The following is a 22499-nucleotide window of genomic DNA, read 5'->3' as shown; positions in this document are numbered from 1 at the left end:
CCCCCGCCGCCGGTCCTCCTCCCCCCCGCGGGTGGTGAGGATGACCACCGGGAGCCTCGAATGGACGGGGTGCCCCTTCAGGCGTCGGGCCAGCTCCAGGCCGTTCACCCCCGGCATCTCCAGGTCCGTGACGACCAGGTCCACGGGATGCGACTCCAGGACCTCCAGGGCCTCCGCGCCGTCCGAGGCGATGACGGTGTCGTACCCCACCGCCTCCAGCAGGTTGGCGATGAGCTCCCGGGTGAGGGGCGAGTCGTCCACCACCAGGATGCGGCGCCGCCGGGCCTCGGGACCGGGCTCCACCGAGGGGGGTGGACGCGGCAAGGCATTGCCTTGGTGGGCGCTGGCGGTGAGGAAGGCCGCCGAGAGCACCATGGCCAGGCGCCCATCCGCCAGGGACGTGGCTCCGGTGAGGTGGCCGAAGCGGCCCAGGATGCCCTTCAGGGGGAGGATGGCCTGGACCCGCTCCTCCAGGACGCGGTCCACCACCAGCGCTGCCGCGCCGCTCTGGCTCTTCACCACCAGGGCCAGCTCACCCTCGCGAGCGGGCCGCGGGGGCCCCAGCCCCAGCAGTGACGACAGCGGGGCCAGCGGCAGGACCCGGCCTTCCACCAGGAGCGACGGGCGGCCGGCCACCTCGCATTGGTCCGCCGAGTCCACCTTCAGCGCCCGCGAGACATGGGTGGCGCTCAGGGCCAGCGTCTCCGTCCCCACCTGGATGAAGAGCAGCGGGGCCACGGTGAGGGAGACGGGGACGCGCAGCTCGAAGATGGTGCCCCAGCCCGGTGCTGACTCCACCCCGACGTCACCGCCCAGGGCCTGGATGGAGGTGCGCACCGCGTCCAAGCCCACGCCCCGGCCCGACAAGTCGGTGACGACGTCCCGCGAGGTGAAGCCCGGCAGGAAGATGAGCTCGCGGGCCGCGGCGTCCGACAGGGCATTGGCGGCGCTCTCGTCGAACAGCCCCCTGCGCACGGCCACCTTGCGGAGTTGGACGGGGTCCACGCCCATGCCGTCGTCTTCAACACGGAGGTTGATGCGGTTGCCCTCTCGAGCGGCACGCAGCGTGAGACAGCCACGCGGCTTCTTGTCCGCCGTGACGCGGTCCACCCGCGTCTCCAGTCCGTGGTCCAGGGCGTTGCGGACCAGGTGCATCAACGGCTCGCGAAGCGCCTCCACGACGGCGCGGTCGGCGCGAGTGTCCTCGCCGTCGACGACCAGCTCCACCTCCTTGCCCAGCGCGCGGGACAGGTCGCGCACCATGCGGGGGTAGGGCTCGAAGAGGACGGAGAGCGGCAACATACGCAGCGTCTGCACCTCCTCCACCAACATGCCCAGGTCGCGCAGCTCCGCGTTGGAAAGCAGCTTCGACTCGCGGTGGAGGACCGCGGCCATCTCCTTGGCTGAGCCCAACCGTGCCGCCAACGCAGCGCCCGCGGGCCCCAGGTCTTCCGCCTCGCGGGCAAGCTGGCTCAGCTCACGAGCCAGGGCCAGGCGCCGGGCATTGGCCAGCTCCCGGCGACGCGCCACCTGCGTGAGGTTGGTGACGGCGCTGGTGAGCAGGTCCAGGCTCTCCACGCCGATGCGCACCGCGGTGTCCGGACGCGACTCGGGCTGCCGGGGCGCCGTGAGGCCGTTGGAACCCTGCACCGTCGGAGCCGAGGAGGCCGCCCGGGCTCCCGCGCCGGAGGACGCCGCGGCGCCAGAGGCTTGCGGAGAGACGAGGCTCGGCATCGCGCTCCGGCCCGGTGGAGGCACGTGAGGCCGGCTCCCCTCCGCGACGGGGACCGTCAACAGCCGCCCCGGAGAAGCCCCCGGGTTCGTCTGCACGGTGGAGTGGGGGCCACCTTGGGCGCCTACGCGGCCAGCGGCCTCCGGAGTCGCGGGGGCTCCTTCTGCGGGCGCGAGACTTCCGGGCGGCAGCCGCACCGACTCGGAGCGGACGCACTCCTGCAACCACGCGACGAGCCGCTCCACCGCGGGCGGCGGCTCATCGGCGGCCTGCGTCCCGGAGAACACGAGCACGGCGTCCGCCGTGGTCAGCAACGCATCCGTGGACGCGGGGGAGAGCGCGTAGCGCAAGGGCTCGGTGCAGCGGACCAGCTCCTCCATTTCGTGCACCAGCACGTTGACGTCATCGAAGCCCATCATCCGGGCTTCCCCCTTCAAGCCGTGCAGCTCTCGCAGCACGCCCCGCCCCGCCTCCGCGCTGGCGCCAGACTCCAGTTCCATCAAGGACCGGGTGATGCGCTCCAGGCGCACCGTCACCAGGTCCCGGAACTGCCTGAGCAGGCGCTCGCTCGGGGTCACCCGCCCTCCTCCCCCAGCGGCTCCTGGCCAATCTGGAAGCGCTCCACCACGCCCTGCAGGTCCCTGGCGAGCACGAGCAGGTCCGTGTTCGCCGTCGTCACCTGCTTGGTGGCGTTGAGGCTCTGCTGGGTGATGCGGAGGATGTCCGCCATCGTGTCGGCGAGTTGGTCGGTGCCCATCTGCTGCTGCTGTGTGGCCAGGGAGATGCTGCGCACCGCGTAGGACGTCTGCCCGGCCAGGTCGACAATCTGCCGCAGCGACTCGGACACCTGCTGCGCCAGCGTGGTGCCCGTCTCCACCGCGCGCACGCCGCCCTCGGTGGCGGACACGGCCGCGGCGGAGGCTTCCCGCACCTCCTCGATGAGGCCCTCAATCTCCTTCGTGGACTCCAGCACGTTCTCCGCCAGCCGCCGCATCTCCGCGGCCACCAGCGAGAAGCCCCGGCCCACCTCACTGGCCTTGGTGCCCTCCAGCTCGGCGTTGAGCGCCAGCAGCTCCGACTTGTCGGCGACGCCGTTGATGAACTCGACGATTTTGCCAATCTGCTGCACGCGCTTGTTGAGCCGCACCACGGCGGAGGAGATGGCGCCGTTGTCCTGGCGCATGCGCGCCATGGAGCCCAGGAAGGCCTCCGCGCTCCCCTGCCCCTGCTGCGCCGCGCCCAGCGTGCGCTGGGCAATCTCCGCCACCGAGCCCGCGTTCTCGGCGATCTGCCGCGCCGAACGCGCCAGCTCCTCCGTGGTGGCGCTCGTCTCGTCCAGCGAGCTGGCCTGCTCCGTGGCGCCCGCTTCGTAGCGTCCCGACGTGGTGAGAATCTCCTCCGTCGTCGCCGAAATCTGCGCGCCCGCCCGCTGCAACTGCGACATCACGTCCGCCAGATGCACGCGCATGGTGGTGAACGCCGCGGAGACGTCCCAGACCTCGTCCTCCGCGGGCACCACGCGCGGGCTGGCCAGGTCCCCCTCGGCGATGCGCTTCGCCTCGCGCGACAGCTCCCGGAGGGGCCGCCCCAGCATGGTGCCGCCCAGGTAGGCGGCCGTCAGCGCCAGCGCGAAGACGAGCAGCACCAGCCCTCCGCCCTGCGTCAGCGCCTCGACTCGAAGCTCCTGCGCCAACATCACCTGACGGCTGACGTCCCGCTCCGCCATGAGCCGGGTGAAGATGTGGTTGCTCAGCGCCGACGCGAGCTGCGCGGACAGCACCGCGGGCGTCATCACCGCCACGAAGGCGAAGGCCGCCAGCCGCGCACGCAGCTCCGCGCGCCGGGGCATGGCCTCGATGAGCTGCGCGTGCGTCATGCCCAGCTCCGCCAGCCACAGCACCACCTTGCGCGAACGAAGCACGACGAGGCAGTACACGAGCAGCGCGGTCAACGGCCCGAAGAGCAGGCCCAGCGCGGCGATGCGAGCGGCCACCGCCAACTCCACGCCCACGCCCAGCCACATGCACGCGCCCAGCGTCAGGGTGGTGACCAGCCACAGTCCCAGCGAGCCCAGGAAGGCCTCGTCCGGCGCGCGCGTCACCTCCGCCACCGCCGACGCCAGCGTCTGCGGCGTGGTGGGCACATCCCCACGCTCCAGCCCGCGCAGGGTGCGCTGCCGTCCCAGGGACACAGCGGCCCCCGACACCAGCGCCGTCGCGCAGAGCGCGCCGCCCAGGATGCCCATCAAGCCCATCCGGCCCGCCAGCGGCTCGGCGAGGGTGAGCGAGGCGAAGCGCAAGCTGAGCGCCGCGCCCACGAGGTTCGCCAGCGGGACGGGCGCCATGAGGTGCCGGCTGAAGGAGGCCCGCCTGGGGCCCTTCTGCGCGCTCACGCGTCACCTCCCGGCCCGACGTGGAAGCGCTCCACCGCGTCCTTCAAATCACGCGCCAGGGTGGACAGGTCGGCGTTGGCCGCCGCCATCTGCTTGGTGGCCGCGAAGTTCTGCTCGGTGACGCGAAGGATGTCGCCCATGGCGGCCGCCAACTGGTCCGTTCCGGTCTGCTGCTGCTGCGTGGCCAAGGAGATGCTGCGCACCGCGTGGGACGTCTGCCGGGCCAGCTCCAGGATGAGGCTCAGGCTTTCGTCCACCTGCGCGGCCAGCACCGTGCCCGCGTCCGTCGTCTTCAGCCCCGCCTCGGTGGCCATGACCGCGGCGTGCGTCGCATCACGAATCTCCGCGATGAGCTGCTCAATCGCCTTCGTGGAACGGATGACGTTCTCCGCCAGACGCCGCATCTCCGCGGCCACCAATGAGAAGCCGCGGCCCACCTCGCCCGCCTTGGTGCCTTCCAACTCGGCGTTGAGCGCCAGCAGGTCGGACTTGTCGGCAATCTCGTTGATGAACTCCACCACCTTGCCAATCTGCTGCACGCGCTTGTTGAGCCGAACCACCGCGTCCGCGATGGCCTGGTTGTCCTCCTTCATGCGCTGCATCGCGCCCAGGAAGGCGGCGGCGCCTCGCTGTCCCGTCTGCGCGGCGGCGAAGGTCGTCTCGGCGATGGCGGACACCGACTCCGCATTGCCGGCAATCTGCTGCGCCGAGCGTGCAAGCTCCTCCGTGGTGGCGCTCGTCACGTTGAGCGACGCGGACTGCTCATCCGCGCCGGACTCCTGCTCACCGGACGTGGCCACCAGTTGCTCGGTGGTGGTGGAAATCTGGAGGCCCGCGCGCCGCAGCTGTGCCAGCGCCTGCCCCAGCTGCGTCTGCATCTGCGCGAAGGCGGCGGAGGTGGCCCACACCTCGTCCTCCGCGGCGATGATGCGCGGCGGGCGGAAGTCGCCCTGGGCGATGCGCGTCGCATCCTCGGTGATGGAGCGCAGCGGCTCGGCGATGACGGCGCCGCCCACATAGGCCGTCATCATCACCAGCACCGCGACCAATCCAGCCACCGCGAGCCCGCTCGTCTCACTGGCCCGTCCCGCCACGTCGCGCTGCACGTGGGCTGGCGCGCCCACCATCGCATCCACCGCGTCCATCGCCCGCGTCACCGACGCGTCGAGGATGAAGAAGGACGGACTGAGCACGGCGATGGCGGTGAAGAGCACCATCCGCCGGCGGATGTGCAGGCGGCGCGGCGGCGCCGTGGCCACCACCTCCAGCGGGGACAAGCCCTGGGCCGCCACCAACTCCACCGCCTTGCGGGCGCGGCGAGCCACCATCAGGTAGACGAACAGCGCGCTCAGCGGCCCCAGGAACAGGCCCATCAGCGCGAGCCGCATCCCCAGCATCCACGTCCCACCCACCAGCGGAACGAAGACGAGCGCCACGCCCAGCGAGGCCAACAGCCAGCACTGAAGGACGAAGGCGAAGCTCCGCTCCGGGAAGGAGCGCGCTTCCAGCAGCGCCTTGAGCAGGGCCTCGTGCGTGGACGGCAGCCGGCCTTCGCCCAGCGCGTACAGCACCCGCAGCGCGCGCCGTCCATGGACGCCGGTGAACCAGTGCGCCAGCGACAGCGCCACGCCCACCAGCAACAGGAAGGGCCCCCAGGTGCCCTCGGGCACCGTGCCGGTGAGCTGGCAGTGCAGCAGCACCAGCACCGTGCCCATGGAACTGCCCAACAACGCGGGACGCGCGGTCCACCGCGCCAGGCCCCTCATGCCCCCGGGCACCGTCATGCACCCTCCCCTGGATGCCCGCGCAGGAAGCGCTCGAAGTCCGCCAGTCCCACGAGGGGCCACAGCTCTCCTCGCGCCATCACGAAGCCCTGGAGGCTGCCCCCCGACGCGCGCACCGTCACCGGCGGCGCGGGCAGCACCCGGTGCGGCTCCGCGTCGATTTCCAGCGCGTCCACGCCCACCGCCCCGCCCGAGGCGGACACCAGCACGCGGGCGGAACCCTCCGTCTCATGGAAGGCCCGGCGCGCGGAGGCCGCCGCGTGCCCGGAGGGCGACGCGATGGAGGCCACCTCGTGCGCATGGAAGGCGAGCCGGTGGGGACCGGCATGACACAGGAGCATTCCCCGGACGTGGCCCGGCGGCTCCATGACTCAGGTCCCCTGACTGAGGTGGTCGAAGAGCCCTTCCGGGTCGATGACGGCCACGTCCCGGGGGCCGCTCTTGGCGGGGCCGCGCAGGTGGACGTGGACGCCCGTAGGGCCCAGGGGCTCCAGCGTGCCCGTCACCGGGGAGACGCCGGCCACCGTACTGGCCGTGAGGGCCAGGGTCCCACGCGGCAGGCGCACGAGCACCGCCCTTCGGGAACCCTGACTGACGCCGCCCACCAGCAGGCCCATGTCCACGACGGGGATGACTTCACCCCGGTGCGCGAACACGCCCAGCAGGTGGGCTGGAGCGCCGGGCACCCGCGTGAGCTCGGGGAAGGTCACGACCTCCGCCGCGCTCTCCGCGGGTACCGCATACCAGCTACTGCCACAGGCGAAGACGAGATAGGACTGACGCGCTTCCGGCTCTTGGACGGCCATCACACGCGCAGCCTACCTCAGACTAGCGCTGGAACTCGACGCGGCGGTTCTCGGACCACGCGTCTTCGGACGAAGCGGAGTTCACCGGGCGGGTCTCACCATAACCCACCGTGCCCAGCTGGCTGGCCGGCACGCCCAGGTCCGTCAGGTAGCGCTTGACGGACGCCGCGCGGCGGTTGGAGAGCTGGAGGTTGTACTCCTCGGTGCCGCGCTCGTCGGCGTGGCCCGCCAGGGTGACGCGGCCCGGCGCGGTCTTCATGCACTGAGCCAGGTCGGACAGGCGCTGCTGCGCGTCCGCGGACAGGCCGGACTCGTTGAAGCCGAACGGGATGGGGCTCCAGTCGCAGCGCTCCGCGGAGGCCGTCACGCACTGGCCGGCCTGGCACTCCTGGCCCTCGCCGCAGTCAGCGCTGGACGCGCAGGTGTTCTCGGGGACCTGGCAACGGCCGGACTCGCACTTGCCGCCGCCGGGGCACTGGGTGTCCTGCTGGCACTGGGCCTCGGCGCACTTGCCGGCCTCGCAGATACGGCCGCTGCCACAAGCGCTGTCCGTGGTGCACTCAGGCGGCTTGGGGGCGCACTTGTTCGCCTGGCAGGTGAAACCCTCCTGGCAGTTGGCGTCGGTGGCGCACTCCTGGCACTGGCCCTGAACGCAAACTTCGCCCTTCTCCGCGCAGTGCTCATCCTCGTTGCACTTCGGATAGGAAGGGGTGCAGCCGCCCATGATGGCGACGGCGAGGGAGAGCCCCGCCAAAAGGGAAATCTGACGCATTATTTCCTCCAGAATTCTGTAGTCGAAAACGCGCCCGCGCCCGCGGGGTGTAGTCGTTGGCGTGTAGTCTCACTGGAGGGGGTGAGTCAAAACATTTGTCCCGCGCAGGACACCCCACCCCATCGCCGAAACCCTTGAATCTCCAAATATTTTCCGTGAGATTGTCACGATTGACCCGCGTGTGGCGCGCCCCGTGGCGCGCCTCGGGGAAAGCCCGCCATGCCCGCCTCTGTCCTCATCGTCGATGACGAGAAGAACATCCTCCTCACCCTGAGCCAGTCGCTCCAACTGGCGGGGTATCAGACGCACCTGGCCAACAGCGGGCAGGTGGCCCTGGATGTCGTCAGCGCCCGTCCCGTGGACGCGGTGTTGATGGACGTGAAGATGCCGGACATGGACGGCCTCACGGCCCTGGCGAAGCTGACCGAGCTGAAGCCGGAGCTGCCCGTCATCATGATGTCCGGGCACGGCACCATCGACACCGCGGTGAAGGCCACCCAGCTAGGGGCCAGGGATTTCCTGGAAAAGCCAATCGCCCGGGAGCGGCTGCTGGTGGCGCTGCGCAACGTGCTCAAGCACCAGGCCGCCATGGCGGAGCTCCAGGAGCTGCGGGCACAGCTGGGCCGCTACGACATGGTCGGCAGTGGACCGGCCATGCAGCGCATCTTCTCGCTCATCCAGCGCACGGCGCCTTCCGAGGGCCGGGTGCTGATTACAGGTGAGAACGGCACGGGCAAGGAGCTCATCGCGCGGGCGCTGCACCAGCACTCGAAGCGCAAGGGGCAGCCCTTCGTGAAGCTCAACTGCGCCGCGGTGCCGCATGAGCTCATCGAGAGCGAGCTGTTCGGCCACGAGAAGGGCGCCTTCACCGGCGCGGTGAGCGTGCGGCGGGGCAAGTTCGAGCTGGCCCACGAGGGCACGCTCTTCCTGGACGAGATTGGCGACATGCCGCAGGCGATGCAGGCCAAGCTGCTGCGCGTGTTGCAGGAAGGCGAGCTGGAGCGCGTGGGCGGCGCGGAGACGCACAAGGTGGACGTGCGCGTCGTCGCGGCGACGAACAAGAACCTGGAGGCGGAGATTGCCGCCGGGCGCTTCCGCGAGGACCTCTACTACCGCATCAACGTGGTGCAGATTCATTCGCCCCCGCTGCGTGAGCGGCGCGAAGACTTGCCGGACCTCATCAAGACGTTCCTCGACGAGGCCTGCGCCAAGAATGGACGCCGGCCGCTGACGCTGTCCCCCGACGCGCTGGCGGTGATGAGCGCCTACGACTATCCCGGCAACGTGCGCGAGCTGCGCAACCTGGTGGAGCGGCTGGCCATCCTGTGTGAAGGCCCCATCGTCACCCGGACGGATGCGCTGGAGCTGTTGCCCCGGGGCAAGAACGTGCCGCCGCCCGCACCGGTGGAGACACCCGCGAGCCCCCTGCCCCCTCCTTCTCCTGAGGCGGCCGTGGTCCTGGCGTCCAGTACGCCCGCGCCCGCCATCGCCGCCCCGGTGGCGACCGAGCCTCCCGCGCCCGTGGGCTTCCGGCCTCGCGCGGACCGGACGTTCCGCGAGCAGGTGGAAGACGCCGAGCGGGAAATCATCCAGCACGTGCTTTCCCATACACACGACAACGTGACGGAAGCCGCGCGGTTGCTCGACCTGGAACGCGGTCACTTCTACAAGAAGATGAAGGCCTTGGGCTTGCGGCGCGGACAGAGCGAATCCTGACTGCCTGACAGCCATTACCGCCAGGCAATTCCAGACGCGCGAAAGCAATCACGGGCCGCTACAGCCCGGCGGCTCCGGCACTGCGGGCGCAGGCCCGGAGCCTCGGCGTCTCCGCCGCGCTCCGGGCTGTGTTGGCCGCAGCGAGTTCAGCTCAGAGTCGCGATGCCCTCGCCCAGCAGATCCGCCTCGCGGCCACGGCGCGACGGATAGCGGTCACCGAAGTCCTCCAGGTTGGCCTTCGCGTCGTCCCACCGCTGCTCCGTCACCTGCGCGAAGAAGTTGGGCGTGGCCGTCTTCAGCGAGCCGTACTGGAAGCCCACGGAGGCAATCACCGTCTGCATCTCCCGCGGCAGCTCCGCGAACTTCGGCCGGCTGCCACCGTCCGCGGCGTTCAGGCGCTCGACCTCGGTGTTGTACTCATTGACGACGTTGTCCAGCGCCTCGCCCTTCACGGCCCGGTCCAGCTCCTTGACCTCTTCCGCCGTCAGGTTCAGCGGGTTCTCCGCCAGGAAGTCCGCGGCGTCCTGGCCCTTCTTGCCCAGGTAGGGCTCCAGCTTCGTCTTCAGCGCGTCCGACAGCCCCAGCCGGTCCAAATCGTTCATGTCCCGGGCGCCCAGGTCCACGCCCGTGCCCACCGTGACACCGCTCTTGCTCCCCGTGGCGTCCGGGACATAGCCATCCTGTACCGCCCGGCCCTCCTGCTCGGCGATGAAGTCCCAGTCGACGTCCGGCTCCGTCGCGGCGGCAACTCCGCCCTCCGGAGCCACGGCCTGGGCCTCGACCGCCGGTTGCGACTGCTTCGCCGCGTGGGCGGGCCGCGAATCCCAGCCGTCCTTCACCGAATAGCCCTTGGCCTTGTTCTGCTCGGGCTGCCGCGCGTCCTCGCGCCGGTTCGTCTCATTCCGGAGGCCGCGGGCGGAGTCCCCTCCCGACACCCGCGACTCCCGCTGGGAGCTTCTTGAAGACGAAGAGCGATCGATTCCAGTCATGGCAAGTCCTCACTGAGTCCGGGAAGATTCGACTAACAGTGTGGAGCCTGCCACCCACATCACCCTTCATCAAGCCGCAGTGCGCGATTTAGCCAAAATTCAACTCACTCCCGATACTCGTAACAAAGCTGTAACACCCGCCGCCCCCACCACCACGACGACGAAGGGCAGCTTCCGCCACGCCAGCACGGCGCCAGCGAGCACCCCCGCCGGACGTGCCCAGCCCGAGAAGCCCCCGTTCGACGACAGCGTGGCCGTGGCCACCAGCGCGGTGAGCAGCGCAATCGCGGAGAGGGACAGCAGGCCCTGGACCCGTGCGGACACCTGCATGCGCTGGCTCAGCAGCGGGCCCGCGAGCCGGAAGGCATAGGTGCCCGCCGCCAGAACCAGGATGGGGAGCAGCGTCATCGCAGCACCAGCCCGAGCGCCAGCAGCGAGAGCAGCACGGGAACCCCCGTGGGAAGAATCGGCGTGGTGGCGAGCGCGATGAGCGCCGCGCCCCCCGCCACCCAGCGCGCCTGGGCAGCCGCCGCGCGGGCCTCGTGGGCGCGTGCAGTCTCGACCTCACTCTCCGCGGTACCGGGCTCGGCGTTCGGAGGCTTGGCGGGGGCGGTCAGCGACGGCAGCAGCAGCGCCAGCAACCCGGCGGGGAACGCGGCATCGAGCCCCATCGCCTCCGGGCTGCCCAGCGCCGTTCCCGCCAGGGCGCCGACGAGGACGCCCGCGTTCCAGGCCATGAACAGCGCCCCACCGCACAGCCAGTACGCCGCCTTCCGGCGCTCTGGCGTGGGCTGCGCGAGCGCGAACGCCACGGACTCGTCCACCATCAAGTGCGTGCCAATCAGCCGCACGAGCCAGTGCTTTCCCAGCACGTCCGAAATCACCAGACCGAATGGCAGGTGCCTCGCGTTGAGCAGCAGCCCCGCGATGACCGCGGCCACGGGACTGCCACCGCCCGCCACCACCCCCACGGCCATGAACTGCGAACCGCCCGCGAAGACGAGCACGGACATGGCCGACGCGACCCACACCGACAATCCCGACGCCACCGCGATGGCGCCGAACGAAGCCCCGATGACGCCAGAGGCGGCGGCAATCGCCGCGACATCCCGAACCAGACTTCGATCCACATGCCCCATGGCCATGGCGCGCATCCATGAAACGAAGACACGGGCCGGTCAACGACGAACACCGGCACGGACCTCGAGGCCCCAGCCTTCGAGCCGGCAAGCCCCCGCGTACGCGCTGCGCCCACCCAACGGTACATTTCTACTGCCCGTCGCCTCCCACCGCCGCCGCGGAGTGAAGCGAAGCGCAACAGGGCTTCAAGTGACCCACCCACGCTGTACTCGATGACATTTTCAGGGGCTGAACGTGCCCACGGGACGTGGGAGAGTCAGCGGTGATGAGTACGGGCTCCATCCTTGGCATCGACTTCGGGACCACCAACACCGCCGCGGCCTTCTTCGACAAGGCCGGCAAGCTTCGTGTCGTTCCGGTGACGGACAAGAGCATCACGCTGCCCTCCGTCGTCTGGTTCCACGCGGCGGACAAGGCCATCGTTGGCCACGCCGCGCGCCGGCAAATCATTGATGACCCTCGCCACACCGTCTTCGGCGCCAAGCGCTTCCTGGGCCGCCGCTTCCAGTCCGAGTACGTCACCCAGCACAAGGACAAGTACGCCTTCGAGCTCGTCGAGGCCGAGGACGGCTACACGGCCGTGACGATGTACGGGAAGCAGACGTCGCTGACGGAAGTGGCGCACCTCATCATCAAGCAGATTCTCACGTTGGCGAACCACACCGCCGGCACGCCCTTCCGCGAGTGCGTGCTCACCGTGCCCGCGCACGCCAGCAGCCGCCAGCGCGCGGCGGTGCGCCATGCCGCGGAGCAGGCCGGCCTCCAGGTGCGCGCCATCGTCAACGAGCCCACCGCCGCCGCGCTCTACTACGCCAACCTGCGCAACCCCGAGCAGACGGTGATGGTGTTCGACCTGGGCGGCGGCACCTTCGACGCCACCCTGCTCGCGGTGCAGAACAAGGTGGTGAAGGTGCTGGCCACCGGCGGTGATGCCTTCCTGGGGGGCGCCAACTTCGACGAGCGCATCGTGGAGATGCTGGTGGACGACTTCCAGCAGAAGCACGGCATCGACCTGCGCGGGAACAAGGTGGTGATGCAGCGGCTCGTCTTCGCCGCTGAGTCCGCGAAGATGGCGCTGAGCCAGCGCGACGCCACGGTGCTCCGCGTGCCGTGCATCGCCCAGAAGGACGGCGGCTTCATCGACTTCGACTACACGCTCACCCGCAAGCGCCTGGAGGAGATGGCCTTCCAGCTCATCGAGCGCACCGCCTCCGCCTGCGACGACGTGCTGGAGCGCGCGAAGCTGAAGGCAGAGCAGATTGACGAGCTGGTCCTCGTCGGCGGCCAGACGCGCATGCCCGCCATCCGCCAGCGCTTCTCCCACTTCAAGCGCATGTCCTCCGACAAAGAGGTCAATCCGGAGCTCGGCGTCGCGGTGGGCGCGGCCATCCTCGGCCGGAACCTGGCGCGCGGCATCACCGGCCTGGCGGACGTGGTGCCCATGCCCATCAGCATCATGGTCCCCGGCGGCGCGCAGCACGAGGTCATCCCCGCCAACACCCCCGTGCCCGCGACGAAGTCCGTGACGCTGGAGCTGCCGATGATTCCCGGGCCGCTCTCCATCGCCCTCTTCGAGGCGCTGGACACCACCACCGTGGACCGCGAGCTGCTGGGCACCGTCCGCGTCGAGTTGGACTGGCGCACCACCTACAAGGGCCCCACCACGCTGGAGCTCCGCATGGGCCAGGACTTCGTCCTCAGCGCCGCGCTCGTCTCCCCTCAGGGCGCCCGGCATCCGCTGGCCATCAGCGACATGCGTGCGCCCAAGCGCTCCGCGTAACGCTGCGTGACGCACGTCGCCGTGCGAGGATGCGCGGGCAACCTGGGAGGTACACAGCATGGTGGGTAAGTCCGCGGTGGGTTTGACGTTGATCCGCGTGGTGTTCGGTCTCTCGTTGGCGCTGGGGCACGGCCTGCCCAAGCTCACCGGCGACATGAGCAAGTTCGCGGCGGGCGTGGCGCAGCTCGGCTTCCCGTTTCCGACGTTCTTCGCCTGGTGCGCGACGATGGCGGAGTTCCTGGGCGGGCTGCTGGTGGCCGTGGGCCTCTTCACGCGTCCGGCGGCGGCGATGGCGGGCTTCACCATGGCAGTGGCCCTCTACCGGCACCGCGCGGACCCCTTCGGCCGCATGGAAATGGCGCTGCTCTACCTCGCCGTCATGGCCGGAATCGCGCTCATCGGCGCGGGGCCGTGGAGCCTCGACGCGAAGGTCCGCCGTCGCGCCTGAGCCACGCGAATCAGGCGGCCACGCGTTCCACACACTCCGGGGTGTCGTTGGCGGGGGAGTTCACCACGCGCGACACCTCGTAGGCGTCCAGCGACTCCTCGGCGCAGGGCACCAGCAGCGGGAGCAGCACCGAGGACTCCTGCGGCTCCGGACGCAGCCACACCTCCTGGGCCTCCGGCTCGAGGATGACGGGCATCCGGTCATGGATGGGCGCCATCAGCGCGTTGGGCCCGATGGTGATGATGGTGCAGGTGTTGAGCACCTCGCCCGTGTCGGGCGCGGTCCACTCTTCCCACAGCCCCGCGAGCGTCAGGAGCTGCCCGTCCTTGCGGTGGAAGTAGTACGGCGTCTTCGGCTTCGTGGACTGCTTCCACTCGTACCAGCCATCCACCACGACGAGGCAACGGCGCCGCTTGAGCGCGGAGCGGAAGCTGGGCTTCTCCGCCACTGTCTCGCCCCGTGCGTTGATGAGCTTGTTGCCAATGGCGGGGTCCTTCGCCCACGACGGGACGAGCCCCCAGCGGAAGGCATCCAGCATCCGCGCGCCATCATTGGTCACCACGGGCATCAACTGCGTGGGACAGAGATTGAAGCGCGGGCGTTCCACCGCGGTACGGATGCCCGCGAGGCCCAGCCCGGTGACAATCTGCTCAGGAGAGGTTCGGACGGTGACACGGCCACACATGGGCAGGAAGTATCGCCCTGGCAGGCCGAATGCCCAAGAAGACACCTTGCCAGTGCAGCCAAACAGGCGGGTGGCCGCTGCGGTAGCATGGGCGGCATGAGCGACGGCCCCAAGAAGAACCCGAAGGTGTTTGGCGTTCCGGTGAAGATCGACCCGTACACGTCGGTCCGGCCTGAGCACCCCACCGGCGAGTTCGGCATGCCGAGCGCGAAGAAGAAGGATGACAAGCCCTTCGACCCCTTCGCCGTCGTCATCGAGTCACCAAAAGGCGGCGGCTGAGCAGCGGAATCCGGAGCCTGCCGCGTGTCTGCTGGACTACAACGGGCGGGCCATGAACCGGACTACTCTGCTTTCTCTCTGTGTCGCCGCCTCGCTCGTCGCCTGCACCGAGCGAACCTCGAGCCCCGCCGCCGGAGTCGACTCCGGTGTCGCTGCGCCTGTCGCCCCTGCCGCACCGGGCAAGGGACAGACGCCCTCCCCCGCTCCGAGCACGGAGTCCCAGGGCGCGGGCAGCCCGGATGCCGCGGTGCCGGGCTCGGCAACGGCCGAAGCGGCCAACGCCGATTCGGGCGTCGGCGAGTACACGGGAGCGCCGGCCGCGGAGAAGGGCACCTGCTCAGCGGCGAGCTTGTCTCCGCGCGCAGCACCGGCTTCCCCGGCGCTGCCAGCGCCCGTGGAGTCAATGCGTCAGCGCATCATTGCCGCGGCGGTGGCCTGTGATTACACAGCGCTCAACACCCTGGCGGACGAGAACGGCAAGGCCGTGCGGTTCACCTTCGGCGACGGCACCGACGCGGGAGAGTACTGGCGCGCCGCGGAGAAGCTGGGCAACCCGGAGCTGGCCCGCATCGTCCAGGTCCTGAACCTGCCCTACGCGAAGCAGGACAATCTCTACTTCTGGCCAGCCGTCCATGTCACTGGCGCGACGTCCGACAAGGATTGGGCCGCGCTCAAGGGCGTCTACCCGGACGAGGAAATCGCGGGGATGAAGGACCAGGGCAGCTACCTCGGCCTGCGCGTGGGCATCACCCCCGAAGGCGACTGGCAGATTGCCGTCGCCGGGGACTGAGGCACGCCACGCGAATCACGTCGGCAGCTTGATGCCAGACAGCCGCTGGAACAGCTCCACGGCGAAGCCATCCGTCATTCCGGAGATGTAGTCCGTCACGCACAGCAACCGCTGGTACTCGGACAGACGGGCCACCGCCTCGGTGATGGCTTCGTCCCGGGACGCGGGCGCTTCCGCCATGTCCCGGACGTGCTCCGGACGCTGGAAGAGGTCCAGTGGCAGCAATTGCCGCAGCTTCTTCTCCTCGCGGTTCGGCGTGTCGGTGACGACCGCCATCGCGAACATGTCCAGCAATCCGCCCAGCGTCTTGAAACCCGCGCTCTCAATCTGGAGCACGCGCTCGCTTTCATAGCCGTAGCGCCGCGTGAGGTTGCGGATGGCCTTCAGCGGCTTCGCAACGTCGTCCCGCGCGGAGGCCAACGGCGTCTCCCACTTCCCGTCTTCCATCGCCTCCACGTTCTCCAGGAACACCTTCACGGAGGCTTGGATGAGCTCGCCAATGGCCCGCGCTCGCGCCTGCGCCAGCCGCGTCTCCGGATGCGACGGCGGCGGGCGCACAGGCCCTTTCACCGGACGAGGCAGCACCGCGTCCAGCAACTCACACGCATCCTTGATGGGAATCAGCCCCAGCTTCGCCGAGTCCTCCAGGTCGATGACCGCGTAGCAGATGTCATCCGCCGCCTCGACGAGGAACGCCAGCGGGTGCCGGGAGAACACCCCAGCCTCCCGCTCCACTAGGCCCACGGCGCGGTACGCCTCCAGCGCCAGGGCCTCGTCGTCCTGGAAGTAACCAAACTTCTTCTCAGACACGCGCCCCTTGTCCCGCTCACGCCCGCCCGGCAGCACCGACGCGCGCGGGTACTTGCTCATCGCCCCCAACGTCGCCGCGGTGTAGCGCAGGCCGCCCCGCCGCTCCCGAGACTGAAGCCGGTTGAGGATTCGGAAGCCCTGCGCGTTGCCCTCGAAGGCCTCCAGGTCCTGCCACTGCTCCACCGTCTCGAAGGGGCTCTTCCGCCCGTCCACCTCGGCACCGGGCCGCGCCAGCCGCTGTGACACCCAATGCTGGATGGCCGCCTCACCCGAGTGGCCGAAGGGCGGATTGCCAATGTCATGCGCCAGACACGCCGCCGCGACGATGGTGCCCAGGTGCGAGGGATTCACCATGACGTCGCGCGCCCGCAGTCCCCGTCCCGCCAGATTCCCCAGTGAGCGCCCGACACAGGAAGCCTCGATGCTGTGCGTCAGCCGCGTGCGCGTGTAGTCGCTCGTGGACAGCGGAAACACCTGCGTCTTGTCGTGCAGGCAACGGAACTCCGCGGAGAAGACGATGCGGTCATAGTCCCGGTCGTAGTCGGTCCGCTCGTCCTGGAGCAGCGCGTCCATGTCACTCAGGACGGGCGCCGGCTCCTCCACCGGCTTCTTCTCCGAGCCCACCCGGTAACCTGAAAGAAGCCGCCGCCAACGCTCCGTTCGACTGCTGCTGCTCACGCCTGCCTCGCTGTGCGAAGGGACCCGGGGTGACATGCTGCCCCCCTCACGCACCGAGGCAAGTTTTACCAGCCGGGCGGACGGGCCCCTGTCACCCCTCCCAATAGACACCGCGCCGCTGGACGAAGGCGCGGCCCCCGGGCAGCCTTCCGCCCGGCGAACACCGCCCATCCAACGGAGGCGTCCTCACGTATGAAGCTCAAGGCCCTGTGCATCACCGTGTCGCTACTCACCCTTCCCGGCGTGGCCTTCGCGCAGGGCGGGTTCGGCGCCCTCACCAAGGCCGCGGGCGATGCCGGCAAGTCCGCCGTGGAGAAGCGCGTCAACACCAAGCTGATGGACGAGGGCCGGCAGAACCAGTGCAGCTTCAAGACAGGCACCGCCCAGCTCGATGCCGGCTGCGACGCCAAGCTCAAGAAGCTGACCAACGCGCTCGTCGACGCCAAGAAGCAGCTCGTCGCCGCCGGCGTGAAGTCCTACAAGTTCGAGGTCTCCGGCCACACCGACTCCACCGGTGACGCGGCCAAGAACAAGAAGCTCAGCGAGCAGCGCGCGGAGACCATCGTCAAGGAGCTCATCGCGCGCGGCATCCCCCGGGGCGAAATCATCGCCGTGGGCTACGGCTCCGAGAAGCCGCTGGTGAAGCCCGACGACACCGCCGCCAAGAAGGCGAAGAACCGCCGCTACGAGCTCCAGGTCCGCCTGTAGCCTCAGCTCGCGCGGGCGCCCGAGGACACGGGCCCCGCGGGCGCGGCCACCTCGTCCCGCGGCGCCGTCCGGGCCGCGGGAATGAAGGTCATCGCGCGCTCGGCCAGCGCCGTAATCGTGAGCGACGGATTGACGCCCGGGTTGGCGGAGATGGCGGAGCCGTCCACCACATACAACCCCTCATGGCCGAACACGCGGTGCCGCGAGTCGATGACGCCCGTCTCCGCCGAGTCCCCCATGCAGCAGCCCCCCAGGATGTGCGCCGTCGTCGGAATGCCCAGCAGGGTCTCGCTGACGATGGTCATCGGATAGCCATCCAGCTTGTCCGCCACGCGCCGGGCCAGGTCGAACGCCTCCGGCATGTTGGCGCTCGGCGCCGGGCCCTCCTGGAGCGCCGTGCTCAGCCCCAGCCTCCGCGAGCGCTTCATGCGCAGGTGCCCTTCCAGGGTGCGCATGTAGAGCAGAATCATCGTCCGCCGCGCGAAGTCCGGGACGAACCACGCCTTGAGGAAGCGCAGCGGATGCCGGACCAGCAGGCCCACCAGCCGCACGAAGCGCTGGAGCATCGTGGCCCCGGACACCTGCGGCGCCATCAGCAACCGGAAGAAGCCCGAACCCGCCGAGTAGCGCACCGGCTCCAGGTGCGACTGGGCATCGGTGTGCAGGATGGAACCGATGGCGATGCCCCGTGACAAATCCTGCCCCTTGCGGCCGCTCACCACCCCCACGAGCGCCTCGGAGTTGGTGCGCACGCCGTCTCCCAGCCGGTCCGACAGGCGCGGCAGCCCGTCCGGGCTCGCCTTCAACTTGAGCAGCAGGTCCAGGGTGCCCAGCACGCCCCCCGCGAAGACGACGTGCTTCGCGGTGAACCGCACCTTCTTCCGGAAGAAGCGCCGCGCCCCCTGGAGCGCTTCGACCTCGTAGCCCCCGTCTGGCAGCGGTCGCACCCAGGTGACTTCGGTGTCTGCGTGCAGCGTGAGGCCGCGCCGCTCCGCCAGGTGGAGGTAGTTCTTGTCGAGCGTGTTCTTGGCGTCGAAGCGACACCCCAGCATGCATCCGCCACACGCAGTGCAACCGGTCCGGTCCGGTCCCTCACCGTTGAAGTACGGGTCCTTCACGGTGACGCCCGGCTCGCCGAAGTACACGGCCACGGTGGTGGGCTGGAAGTCGGTGCGGCCCAGGTCCGTGCCTACGTCCTGGAGCACCTGGTCTGGCACGGTGCGCAGGGGATTCGGCGTGGCGCCCAGCATCCTCCGCGCGGTGGTGTAGTGCGGCGCCAGCTCCTCCTTCCACGGGGCGAGGTGGCCCCACGAAGGGGCCTGGAAGAAGTCGTCCCGGGGGATGGGGAGCGTGTTGGCGTACACGAGCGAGCCGCCGCCCACGCCCACGCCCGACAGAACGGTGACGTGGCGGAAGAACGTCATCTCGAACAGGCCCCGCCACCCCAGCGTGGGCATCCAGAGCCATCGCTTCAGCGCCCAGTTCGTCTTCGGGAAGTCCGGGGCGCGCAAGCGCCGCCCCTTCTCCAGCACCACGACGCGGTAGCCCTTCTCGGCCAGCCGGAGAGCGCTGACGCTGCCGCCGAACCCCGAGCCGATGATGAGCCAGTCGCAGTCCATGGCCATCCTGCCTCCCGACGGGAACCACGCCACACAGGTCACGCACCAGCGCATGCCGGCGGCGCCACTCTACGACAAAGGGATGCATCAGCCCGGCGCGGAGATTCAGGCGGTGCGGGGAACGAAGCGCCTGCCCGCCCAGCGCGACTTCACTCTGGGCGTGTCCTCTTTTTCACAATCCGACCAGGACTCAGAAAGCCTTTATTTCTCGAAAAGCAGAGGCTCCTCTCCGCAGCACGTCCCCCGTGCTGCGACGCAACGCCGTCTCCCTGGAGGAGCAATGCGGATGAAGACCTGGATGCCGGTCTCGCTGTTGCTGCTGAATGCCCCGCTGGCCTTTGCCGAGCCGATCAAGGCCAAGCCAGCTGACAAGACTGTCTGGATTGCGATTGGCACGGATGCCATCACGCCCATGCAGGAGACCTTCGCGGCCGAAGGCTGGAACGTGCCCACCGCCCTCAAGCAGCAGGAGCACGCGGGCGTGTTCCAACTGAAGGAGTCCCAGCTGTCGCGGCTGGCGCTGATGATGCACGAGAAGTTCGACCGGTGCGCGGGCTTCATCACCTACGAGACGAAGGAGGAAGCACTGGCGTCCCTGACGCCCGTAGCCCCCAGTGCGACCCAGAAGGCCGTCAGCTACACCCTCACCAACGCCGCGACCGTGAACACCCTGATGGGTGAGCTCTCTGCCGCGAACATCCGCACCACCATCGCCGACCTGTCCGCCTTCCCCACGCGCAGCCAGAGCTCGCAAGGGGGCGTGGACGCCGCGGCCATGCTCCTGGCGAAGTGGCAGGGCTACGCCACCGGCGCGGGGCGCACGGACGTCACCGTGACGTACTACCCGCACGCGGGCTGGCGGCAGCCCTCGGTCATCCTCACCATCCCCGGCACCACGCTGTCCAACGAGGTCGTCGTGGTGGGCGGACACCTGGACTCCATCAGCACCACCAGCGCCGCGCCTGGCGCCGATGACGACGCGTCCGGCATCGCGACGTTCACCGAAGTCATCCGCGCCGCCATGGCTCGCAACTACCGCCCCGAGCGGACGGTGAAGTTCATGGCCTACGCCGCGGAGGAGACGGGCCTGCGCGGCTCGCGGGAAATCGCCCTCTCCCACAAGAGCAACAACATCAACGTCGTGGGGGTGATGCAACTCGACATGACGAACTACAAGCACCCCAACGCCACAAGGGATGTGGGCATCGTCATTGACAACACGAACGCCGCCCAGAACCAGTTCATCCGCAACCTGATAACGACGTACGTCGGCGTGCAGTACATCGACACGACCTGCGGCTACGGTTGCTCGGACCACGCCTCCTGGCACAACCAGGGCTACGCGGCCTCCATCCCCTTCGAGGGGACCGTCGCCCAGAAGAATCCCAACATCCACACCCCCAGGGACACCCTGCTGAACTCCGACAGCAGCGCCGCGCACGCGCTCAAGTTCTCCAAGATTGCCGCCGCCTATGTCGCCGAGCTGGCCAAGGGCACCGCGCAGTAGGCCCTGAAGCCCAGGGGCCCCGGCGCGAGACATGTGCCGGCCCCTGCATCACAAGTTTTGTCGGGATTACAACTTTGGCGGCATCTGGACTAGCCTGCGTGAAATGGGCTTGATTCAGAATCCGCCGCTGAGCCACGCATCCCTTCGTCGCGTCCTGGCACTGGCTCGTCCCGAGTGGAGGCTGCTCTTGCTCGGCACGTGCTTCCTCTTCATCGGGAGCGCGGGAGGCCTGCTCTTCCCACAGGCCATCCGGGTCATCCTCGACGAAGCCTTGACCACCGCCACGCTCGACATGGTGAACGACACCACCCTGTGGATGCTGGGGGTGTGTTTCATCCAGTCGGTGGCCATCGGGCTGCGCTTCGCCTTCTTCAACATCGCGGGTGAGCGCATTGTCAGCGACCTGCGGGAGCGGCTGTATCGCAGCTTGCTGGAGCAGGAGATCGCGTTCTTCGACCAGCACCGCACAGGCGGCCTCACCAGCCGGCTGTCCACGGACACCGCCCTCATCCAGGGCGCCGTGAGTACGCACATCGCCATCATGCTCCGCAACGCGACCACGTTGATTGGAGGGCTGGCGCTGCTGCTCTACACCTCGCCCCGGTTGACGCTCGTCATGCTGGCGGTCGTCCCCCCCGTGACGCTGGGGGCGCTGTTCTACGGCCGCAAGGCCCGGCAGCTCGCGCGAGACGCCCAGGCCGCGGTGGCCGAAGCCAATGAAGTCGCCGCCGAGTCCCTCTACGGCATTCAAACCGTCCAGGCCTTCGTCGCCGAAAACGCGGAGCGCCGGAGCTATGGCCGTGCCATCGGCAAGGCCCTGGCGCTGGCGCGCACGAGAATCGTCTCCTCGGGCTTCTTCATGGGAGGAACGGGCTTCACCGGCCTGGCTTCGACCCTGCTCGTCTTCTGGTACGGCACGCACATGGTCGTTTCGGGCGACATCACGGTGGGTGGACTGACCTCCTTCCTGATGTACACGCTGATGGTCGTCATGGCCGTCGGCGCCCTGAGCGAGCTGTGGGCGGAGTTCATGAAGGCCGGAGGCGCCACCGAGCGCGTCTTCGAGCTCATCGACCGTACGCCCGCCATCGCCGTCAGCGGCGGCGAGCGGCCCGCGAACATGGAAGGTCACCTGCGCTTCCGCGACGTCAGCTTCAGCTACCCCACGCGCCGCGACGTGCCCGTCCTCCAAGGCCTGGACCTGGACGTAGCCCCCGGTGAAGTCGTGGCGCTGGTGGGACACTCGGGCGCGGGCAAGTCGACTGTCGCCTCGATGTTGATGCGCTTCTACGATCCGGAGCGGGGGACCATCCTCGTCGATGGGACGGACCTGCGAACGCTCGACGTCCGCTGGCTCCGTCAGAACATCGGCATCGTGTCGCAGGAGCCCACGCTCTTCTCGGGCAGCATCGCCGACAACATCCGCTACGGACGCACCGACGCCACCGATGCGGAAGTGGAAGCCGCGGCCCGCGTCGCCAATGCCCACGACTTCGTGAGCCGGTTTCCAGAAGGCTACCGCACGCGCGTCGGCGAGCGGGGCATCCAGCTCTCCGGAGGGCAGAAGCAGCGCGTCGCCATTGCCCGCGCGGTCCTCAAGGATCCGCGGCTGCTCATCCTGGACGAAGCCACCAGCGCGCTGGACTCCGAAAGCGAGCACCTGGTCAAGGAGGCGCTGGACCGTCTCATGGTGGGACGCACCACCCTCATCATCGCCCACCGCCTGTCCACCGTGGCGGGCGTCGACCGCATCTTCGTGCTGGACCAGGGCCGCGTCGTCCAGCACGGAAACCACGAGGCGCTCATCACCCAGGATGGCCTCTACAAGCGCCTCGTGGAACGGCAGTTCATCGCCGCCTGAGCC

The 22499-nt window shown here is 69.2% G+C and carries 20 protein-coding genes; 8 read left to right on the top strand and 12 right to left on the bottom strand.

Features of this window, described 5'->3' with window-relative positions:
- The 6 genes from FMP39_RS22410 to FMP39_RS22385 form a co-directional block, all read right to left on the bottom strand.
- On the bottom strand, positions 1–2310 hold a 2310-nt coding region (locus FMP39_RS22410; RefSeq protein WP_141592310.1), incomplete at its 3' end, for a response regulator.
- Positions 2307–4124: a methyl-accepting chemotaxis protein gene (locus FMP39_RS22405; protein ID WP_141592309.1), complete on the bottom strand. Its 1818-nt coding sequence runs from the start codon at positions 4122–4124 to the stop codon at positions 2307–2309. The genes FMP39_RS22405 and FMP39_RS22410, both read right to left, overlap by 4 nt.
- Positions 4121–5908: a methyl-accepting chemotaxis protein gene (locus tag FMP39_RS22400; protein ID WP_141592308.1), complete on the bottom strand. Its 1788-nt coding sequence runs from the start codon at positions 5906–5908 to the stop codon at positions 4121–4123. The genes FMP39_RS22405 and FMP39_RS22400 overlap by 4 nt, the downstream gene beginning before the upstream one ends.
- The gene (locus FMP39_RS22395; RefSeq protein ID WP_140794280.1) at positions 5905–6276 is read right to left on the bottom strand and encodes a protein CrdC; all 372 of its coding nucleotides are present in this window, start codon (positions 6274–6276) and stop codon (positions 5905–5907) included. Before FMP39_RS22395 ends, FMP39_RS22400 begins: the two co-directional genes overlap by 4 nt.
- Before the next feature lie 3 nt (positions 6277–6279).
- The gene (locus FMP39_RS22390) at positions 6280–6714 is read right to left on the bottom strand and encodes a chemotaxis protein CheW (RefSeq protein WP_163884324.1); all 435 of its coding nucleotides are present in this window, start codon (positions 6712–6714) and stop codon (positions 6280–6282) included.
- A gap of 22 nt (positions 6715–6736) precedes the next feature.
- A complete protein-coding gene (locus tag FMP39_RS22385; RefSeq protein WP_141592307.1) occupies positions 6737–7486 on the bottom strand; it encodes an OmpA family protein in 750 nt (249 codons plus the stop codon).
- Positions 7487–7705: 219 nt separating this feature from the next.
- Here FMP39_RS22385 and FMP39_RS22380 point away from each other — a divergent pair, with 219 nt between their 5' ends.
- Positions 7706–9202, top strand: coding sequence for a sigma-54 dependent transcriptional regulator (locus FMP39_RS22380; protein ID WP_141592306.1), 1497 nt, complete (start codon positions 7706–7708; stop codon positions 9200–9202).
- A 146-nt stretch (positions 9203–9348) separates the two neighbouring features.
- On the opposite strand, the gene FMP39_RS22375 is transcribed toward FMP39_RS22380, so the two are convergent.
- The 3 genes from FMP39_RS22375 to FMP39_RS22365 all read right to left on the bottom strand — a co-directional run bounded on the left by FMP39_RS22375 (position 9349) and on the right by FMP39_RS22365 (position 11336).
- Positions 9349–10191: a pesticin C-terminus-like muramidase gene (locus FMP39_RS22375; RefSeq protein WP_090491697.1), complete on the bottom strand. Its 843-nt coding sequence runs from the start codon at positions 10189–10191 to the stop codon at positions 9349–9351.
- Between the two features lie 99 nt (positions 10192–10290).
- Positions 10291–10599 carry an AzlD domain-containing protein gene (locus FMP39_RS22370; protein ID WP_141592305.1) on the bottom strand — a complete coding sequence of 103 codons (309 nt, stop codon included), beginning with the start codon at positions 10597–10599 and terminating at the stop codon, positions 10291–10293.
- Entirely contained in the window at positions 10596–11336 is a 741-nt protein-coding gene (locus tag FMP39_RS22365) for an AzlC family ABC transporter permease (protein ID WP_228558222.1), read from the bottom strand. The genes FMP39_RS22370 and FMP39_RS22365 overlap by 4 nt, the downstream gene beginning before the upstream one ends.
- A 260-nt stretch (positions 11337–11596) precedes the next feature.
- On the opposite strand from FMP39_RS22365, the gene FMP39_RS22360 reads away from it, so the two are divergent.
- The gene (locus tag FMP39_RS22360) at positions 11597–13111 is read left to right on the top strand and encodes an Hsp70 family protein (RefSeq protein WP_141592303.1); all 1515 of its coding nucleotides are present in this window, start codon (positions 11597–11599) and stop codon (positions 13109–13111) included.
- Positions 13112–13169: 58 nt separating this feature from the next.
- The gene (locus tag FMP39_RS22355; protein ID WP_140876523.1) at positions 13170–13559 is read left to right on the top strand and encodes a DoxX family protein; all 390 of its coding nucleotides are present in this window, start codon (positions 13170–13172) and stop codon (positions 13557–13559) included.
- A gap of 10 nt (positions 13560–13569) precedes the next feature.
- Here FMP39_RS22355 and FMP39_RS22350 read toward each other — a convergent pair whose 3' ends face one another.
- Positions 13570–14244, bottom strand: coding sequence for an SOS response-associated peptidase (locus tag FMP39_RS22350; protein ID WP_090491701.1), 675 nt, complete (start codon positions 14242–14244; stop codon positions 13570–13572).
- A 96-nt stretch (positions 14245–14340) separates the two neighbouring features.
- On the opposite strand from FMP39_RS22350, the gene FMP39_RS22345 reads away from it, so the two are divergent.
- Both FMP39_RS22345 and FMP39_RS38100 read left to right on the top strand, forming a co-directional pair.
- Positions 14341–14523, top strand: coding sequence for a hypothetical protein (locus FMP39_RS22345; RefSeq protein WP_090491820.1), 183 nt, complete (start codon positions 14341–14343; stop codon positions 14521–14523).
- Between the two features lie 52 nt (positions 14524–14575).
- Positions 14576–15313 (top strand): hypothetical protein, encoded by a 738-nt coding sequence (locus FMP39_RS38100; RefSeq protein ID WP_228558221.1) that lies wholly within the window; start codon positions 14576–14578, stop codon positions 15311–15313.
- 15 nt (positions 15314–15328) lie between these two features.
- On the opposite strand, the gene dgt is transcribed toward FMP39_RS38100, so the two are convergent.
- The gene (gene dgt, locus FMP39_RS22335) at positions 15329–16747 is read right to left on the bottom strand and encodes a dGTP triphosphohydrolase (protein WP_141592312.1); all 1419 of its coding nucleotides are present in this window, start codon (positions 16745–16747) and stop codon (positions 15329–15331) included.
- A 246-nt stretch (positions 16748–16993) separates the two neighbouring features.
- Here dgt and FMP39_RS22330 point away from each other — a divergent pair, with 246 nt between their 5' ends.
- Positions 16994–17509, top strand: a complete 516-nt coding sequence (locus tag FMP39_RS22330; RefSeq protein ID WP_090491704.1) for an OmpA family protein — start codon at positions 16994–16996, stop codon at positions 17507–17509.
- A 2-nt stretch (positions 17510–17511) separates the two neighbouring features.
- Here FMP39_RS22330 and FMP39_RS22325 read toward each other — a convergent pair whose 3' ends face one another.
- Entirely contained in the window at positions 17512–19128 is a 1617-nt protein-coding gene (locus FMP39_RS22325) for a GMC family oxidoreductase (RefSeq protein ID WP_194858520.1), read from the bottom strand.
- Between the two features lie 286 nt (positions 19129–19414).
- Between FMP39_RS22325 and FMP39_RS22320 the strand changes: the two genes are divergently transcribed.
- A complete protein-coding gene (locus FMP39_RS22320; protein WP_141592301.1) occupies positions 19415–20635 on the top strand; it encodes a M20/M25/M40 family metallo-hydrolase in 1221 nt (406 codons plus the stop codon).
- A gap of 103 nt (positions 20636–20738) precedes the next feature.
- Positions 20739–22496, top strand: a complete 1758-nt coding sequence (locus tag FMP39_RS22315) for an ABC transporter ATP-binding protein (RefSeq protein ID WP_141592300.1) — start codon at positions 20739–20741, stop codon at positions 22494–22496.
- Positions 22497–22499 lie beyond the last annotated feature (3 nt).

Origin of the sequence: Myxococcus sp. AB056 (assembly GCF_006547365.1) — a bacterium.
GTDB lineage: Bacteria > Myxococcota > Myxococcia > Myxococcales > Myxococcaceae > Myxococcus > Myxococcus virescens.
This window is presented reverse-complemented; position numbering and strand designations above follow the sequence as displayed.

Coding starts and splice junctions, on each gene's coding strand:
- FMP39_RS22390 (WP_163884324.1), bottom strand. CDS start 6,714: ATGGCCGTCCAAGAGCCGGAAGCGCGTCAGTCCTATCTCGTCTTCGCC.
- FMP39_RS22315 (WP_141592300.1), top strand. CDS start 20,739: ATGGGCTTGATTCAGAATCCGCCGCTGAGCCACGCATCCCTTCGTCGC.
- FMP39_RS22370 (WP_141592305.1), bottom strand. CDS start 10,599: ATGACGCTGCTCCCCATCCTGGTTCTGGCGGCGGGCACCTATGCCTTC.
- FMP39_RS22385 (WP_141592307.1), bottom strand. CDS start 7,486: ATGCGTCAGATTTCCCTTTTGGCGGGGCTCTCCCTCGCCGTCGCCATC.
- FMP39_RS22360 (WP_141592303.1), top strand. CDS start 11,597: ATGAGTACGGGCTCCATCCTTGGCATCGACTTCGGGACCACCAACACC.
- FMP39_RS22355 (WP_140876523.1), top strand. CDS start 13,170: ATGGTGGGTAAGTCCGCGGTGGGTTTGACGTTGATCCGCGTGGTGTTC.
- FMP39_RS22330 (WP_090491704.1), top strand. CDS start 16,994: ATGAAGCTCAAGGCCCTGTGCATCACCGTGTCGCTACTCACCCTTCCC.
- FMP39_RS22400 (WP_141592308.1), bottom strand. CDS start 5,908: ATGACGGTGCCCGGGGGCATGAGGGGCCTGGCGCGGTGGACCGCGCGT.
- FMP39_RS22350 (WP_090491701.1), bottom strand. CDS start 14,244: ATGTGTGGCCGTGTCACCGTCCGAACCTCTCCTGAGCAGATTGTCACC.
- FMP39_RS22325 (WP_194858520.1), bottom strand. CDS start 19,128: ATGGACTGCGACTGGCTCATCATCGGCTCGGGGTTCGGCGGCAGCGTC.
- FMP39_RS22395 (WP_140794280.1), bottom strand. CDS start 6,276: ATGGAGCCGCCGGGCCACGTCCGGGGAATGCTCCTGTGTCATGCCGGT.
- FMP39_RS22320 (WP_141592301.1), top strand. CDS start 19,415: ATGAAGACCTGGATGCCGGTCTCGCTGTTGCTGCTGAATGCCCCGCTG.
- FMP39_RS22375 (WP_090491697.1), bottom strand. CDS start 10,191: ATGACTGGAATCGATCGCTCTTCGTCTTCAAGAAGCTCCCAGCGGGAG.
- FMP39_RS22380 (WP_141592306.1), top strand. CDS start 7,706: ATGCCCGCCTCTGTCCTCATCGTCGATGACGAGAAGAACATCCTCCTC.
- FMP39_RS38100 (WP_228558221.1), top strand. CDS start 14,576: ATGAACCGGACTACTCTGCTTTCTCTCTGTGTCGCCGCCTCGCTCGTC.
- FMP39_RS22345 (WP_090491820.1), top strand. CDS start 14,341: ATGAGCGACGGCCCCAAGAAGAACCCGAAGGTGTTTGGCGTTCCGGTG.
- FMP39_RS22365 (WP_228558222.1), bottom strand. CDS start 11,336: ATGGCCATGGGGCATGTGGATCGAAGTCTGGTTCGGGATGTCGCGGCG.